Genomic DNA, 228 nt, shown 5'->3' on the forward strand with positions numbered 1-228 from the left:
CTGGGGGCGCGTTGATGATCAGCACGGGGCTACGCCACGGTGGCCTGCTGGGGCTGTTGCAGGGTGCCGTCGGCGGCCTGGCGCTGGCCCGTGGTGTAAGCGGGCAGTGCTCGACCAAGGCGTGGTGGTTGCGGCATCGCGCCGAATATGTGCGCCTGCATCGCGACATAGAACGGGGGGCTGCCGAGCTCAAGGAGCTGAAGGCCAGTGCCGAGGCAGCAACCCGTA

Annotated in this window: 1 protein-coding gene; it reads left to right on the plus strand. The window is 68.4% G+C overall.

Annotation, left to right across the window (positions count from 1 at the left end):
- Positions 1-228: DUF2892 domain-containing protein (locus OH705_RS29055; protein ID WP_267303681.1), on the plus strand; the 228-nt coding region annotated here is incomplete at both ends.

It is taken from the genome of Pseudomonas sp. BJa3, from assembly GCF_026343815.1.
GTDB classification, from domain to species: Bacteria; Pseudomonadota; Gammaproteobacteria; order Pseudomonadales; family Pseudomonadaceae; genus Aquipseudomonas; species Aquipseudomonas soli.